Annotated in this window: 3 protein-coding genes; all 3 read left to right on the plus strand. The window is 47.5% G+C overall.

The window, feature by feature from the left end; genetic code table 11:
* Positions 1 to 231: 231 nt before the first annotated feature.
* On the plus strand, positions 232 to 654 hold the full coding sequence (locus CSR02_RS15285) for an NUDIX hydrolase (protein ID WP_244177059.1): 423 nt from the start codon (positions 232 to 234) through the stop codon (positions 652 to 654).
* Positions 655 to 678: 24 nt separating this feature from the next.
* Positions 679 to 1575: a LysR substrate-binding domain-containing protein gene (locus tag CSR02_RS15290; protein WP_099542253.1), complete on the plus strand. Its 897-nt coding sequence runs from the start codon at positions 679 to 681 to the stop codon at positions 1573 to 1575.
* Between the two features lie 122 nt (positions 1576 to 1697).
* Positions 1698 to 3446, plus strand: a 1749-nt coding sequence (locus CSR02_RS15295; RefSeq protein WP_244177060.1) for an FUSC family protein, incomplete at its 3' end; no start/stop codon positions are given.

Genomic DNA, 3446 nt, shown 5'->3' on the forward strand with positions numbered 1-3446 from the left:
ACGTCAACACCCAATTTCAGAAAAAATACAACTCACTGAAAAATAAGAACTTTTCCTCAAAAACCGATTCTGTGAGAGAAGCCCCAAACGTCAGAAAATGGCAGTTTTCCTAGATTACCGTTAGATTACCTTTCTGTATTGCTCTTCACATGAGTTAGATTTTTCTGCCCTCACCCCTCAGCTCATTTAAGATTACAAAATGACCGAGCCCTTATTTTGAAGGAAGACCCTTTGGTTTCGTCCACTCTTCACACAATTTATCTCGCAACTGCGTTGCTCATGTCTCCAGCCAGAAACATCCTGCTCGTACGCAAGCAAGGAACACGCTTTTTTATGCAACCCGGAGGCAAGCGTGAGAGAGGAGAAACAGCGGAACAAACTTTGGAACGAGAGATTCAGGAAGAATTGTCTCTAAAAATTACTGTTGACGCACAAAACTACATTGGGCGCTTCCAAGCCCCCGCAGCAAATGAACCTCATCATGTTATTGAAGCAGAGCTGTTTCAATTATTCATTCAATCAGAGCACGTTTCGCCTGCTGCAGAAATAGAACAGATAGTATGGATTGACCCTTTAAAGATTCCAGCGGATCTTCCCTTGGCGCCGTTTACAAAAGAGACCGTTATTCCGCTGGCATGCACCTTACTTTCTTGAACACCATCAGGCTTATTAAAAACCATGTTTTTACGTCAACTTTCTTATTTGATTGCTCTAGACAAGTATCGTCATTTTTCACGTGCAGCTGAACATTGCGGTGTCTCCCAACCCGCTCTTTCCGCCGGGATACGGCAGCTGGAAAGCGAACTGGGTATTACTATTATAAACCGCAACAGGCGATTTAATGGGCTGACTGAAGAAGGCCAACGCGTTCTGGCTTGGGCCCGTCAGACAGTTTCCGACCTTAGTAACTTGCGCCAAGAAGCGGCTTTTGCGCAGGATATAGCCGGTGGTTCCATTGCTATTGGAATTATGCCTACAACCATGCAGGTGATCCCCTTGCTGGTAGAAAGCCTGAAAGCTGCCATTCCGGCTTTGCACGTAAGCATTACAGTCTGCTCCAGCACTGAAATTCTCCATCAGTTAAGAGAACATCAGATCCAACTTGGCTTGATGTATCTGGACCAGATTTCTCAGGAAAGCCCTTTGGATGCACACGCTCTGTATCAGGAACAGCATGTATTGGCTGCGGGTACAGGTATGGTCTTGCCGCACGCACACCATTGCACATGGGAAAACGTGGGGCAGCTTCCGTTAGGATTGTTGAACCGGCAAATGCGCAGCCGCCAGCTGGTAGATACAGCTTTTAGAGAAGCCAGTATAAAACCCCATATTATGTTGGAAACCAACGCTTTGGAACTTTTACACACAGAAGTTCTCAATAGCCGCCTTGCAACCATTTTACCTGTAGCTGCCCTGCCCGAACGTAGCGGCTTATTACAAACACGGCTCTTGGAGAACATCCCCTCTCCTGATGTTGGCATTGTCCGCCTGCAACAAACCATTACCCCCACACTTTCTATGAGGGCTTGGGAGATTCTGCAAAAACTGGATTTTCATCACTCTTATTCGATCTAGAATCTCTTTTTAATATTATTGCATTTTTATTATAAATATTACTTATAATATAATTATAACAAACACTTGGACGCGTGTTTTTGTATGCGGCAGCGTGTGTTTTCTGATCCGCGGGAAACACAATGCGCACACTTACTGCCGCTATAACGCAACCTTATACCAAATCAGCTTTGGGCTGGCTGCTCACACCCAACGTATCTGATGTTCTGTTTGCACTTCGAACATCCAGCGCAGCCTGCCTTTCATTGCTGATTGCCATGTGGATGGAGTTGGATAGCCCGCAATGGGCCCCTCTGACTGTATGGGTTGTGGCACTTTCCTCCCGCGGGGAAAGTCTCTCAAAAGCACGGTGGCGTATTGTTGGCACTCTTATTGGCTGCTGTGCCGCATTTGTATTGATTGCAGCCTTCCCGCAAGAACCCGGACTGTTTTTTTGCAGTCTGGCATTGTGGATTGGTGTGTGTTGTGGCTTGGCAACTTTTGGCACAGGTTACCGTGCCTATGGCTTGTTGGTTACCAGCTTTACCTCTGCCATTGTGGCATCTGGCGCCATTATGCAGCCTGATAATATCTTTGATATTGCTATGGCCCGCAGCTCCTACATTGTCTTGGGAATTGTCTGTGAAGCCACTTTAGCTGTGCTCTTCATGCCCGGTTTGCATGAAAATGCGCAAAAACGCCTTTTAGAACGCCTGAATACAACCCTGCTACGCACAAACCAGAGCATTGCCTCGCTTATTCATCATCCCCGCGCCGTAACATTGGAACCCGCATTATCTACGCTTCTCAACGCCAATGCGCGTGCAGAATATGATGCGTTGGAAATGGGGCCACATTCTCATGCGGCAGACCACGCGCGTGCAGCTTTTGCAGGCATGATTACCATGCTAGCCCGCGCTTATGGACTTGCCCTTACGCACCAACTCACCCCAACAGAGCACACCATGCTGGCCGATGAAGCCTATATTCGCCAGCATATTCAGGCCTGTGTGCATCCTAAATTTGGAGATCATTTTCGCTTCAGGCTGCAATCACGCCGCCATGCCGTAAAAGCGTTTGATAACGGCATTCGGGCATGTCTGGGTATTCTGGGGGCATGGCTTGTGTGGGAAATCACCGCATGGCCCGCCGGACCCACGTTTTTTTCTTTTGTCTCTCTCGTCTATGGCCTATTGGCCACGCGAGAAAATCCTTTGCTGGCCGCCGTTCCCTTTTTCAAGGGTGCTTTATGGTGTGGGCTAATTGCCGCCCTCTACACGCTGCTGGTTATTCCCGCCATAACGGCACCAGAGCTTCTGGTTCTATTTTTGTTTATCCCGATGATTATTGGGGGGCTGGCCGCCCGCCATCCGCAAACTGCGGGATATGCTTTTTCATTCAACATGTTTTTGCCCGTGCTGCTCGGTCCTGCCAATCAGGGACGGTTTGACGAGCAATCTTTTCTCAATACCACGCTGGCGTTTCTTGGGGCTGTCTTGTTCGCCCGATGGACATTTCTAATCATCTTTCCGTTCCGGCTTGATTCTCATATGCGCCGTACACGGAGATGGATAGAAAAAAGCCTGAACCATCTAGCACGAACAGGCGATAAAACCCTGCCCCATATCTGGCTTTCCAGAAATGCTGAAAGCCTTGTAAGAATTATCAATACATCCAGAGATCTTCCTCCAGAAAAAACGGAGCATTATGTTCAGGAACAAATTTTATATATGGTAAAAGGCCTGTATCTGATTTTTCTGCGGGATACCGTAAAAGACGAAACGCTTCCCGCCGCCCTGAAAACCAACATCAAAGAAATTCTTCGACGCGGAAATCTCACAGAAGGGTTGTACATCGGGTTAGATTATGAAAAAGTCTGTTTTGCACAAAAG

Origin of the sequence: Acetobacter pomorum (assembly GCF_002738225.1) — a bacterium.
Lineage (GTDB): Bacteria > Pseudomonadota > Alphaproteobacteria > Acetobacterales > Acetobacteraceae > Acetobacter > Acetobacter pomorum.

Coding starts and splice junctions, on each gene's coding strand:
- CSR02_RS15290 (WP_099542253.1), top strand. CDS start 679: ATGTTTTTACGTCAACTTTCTTATTTGATTGCTCTAGACAAGTATCGT.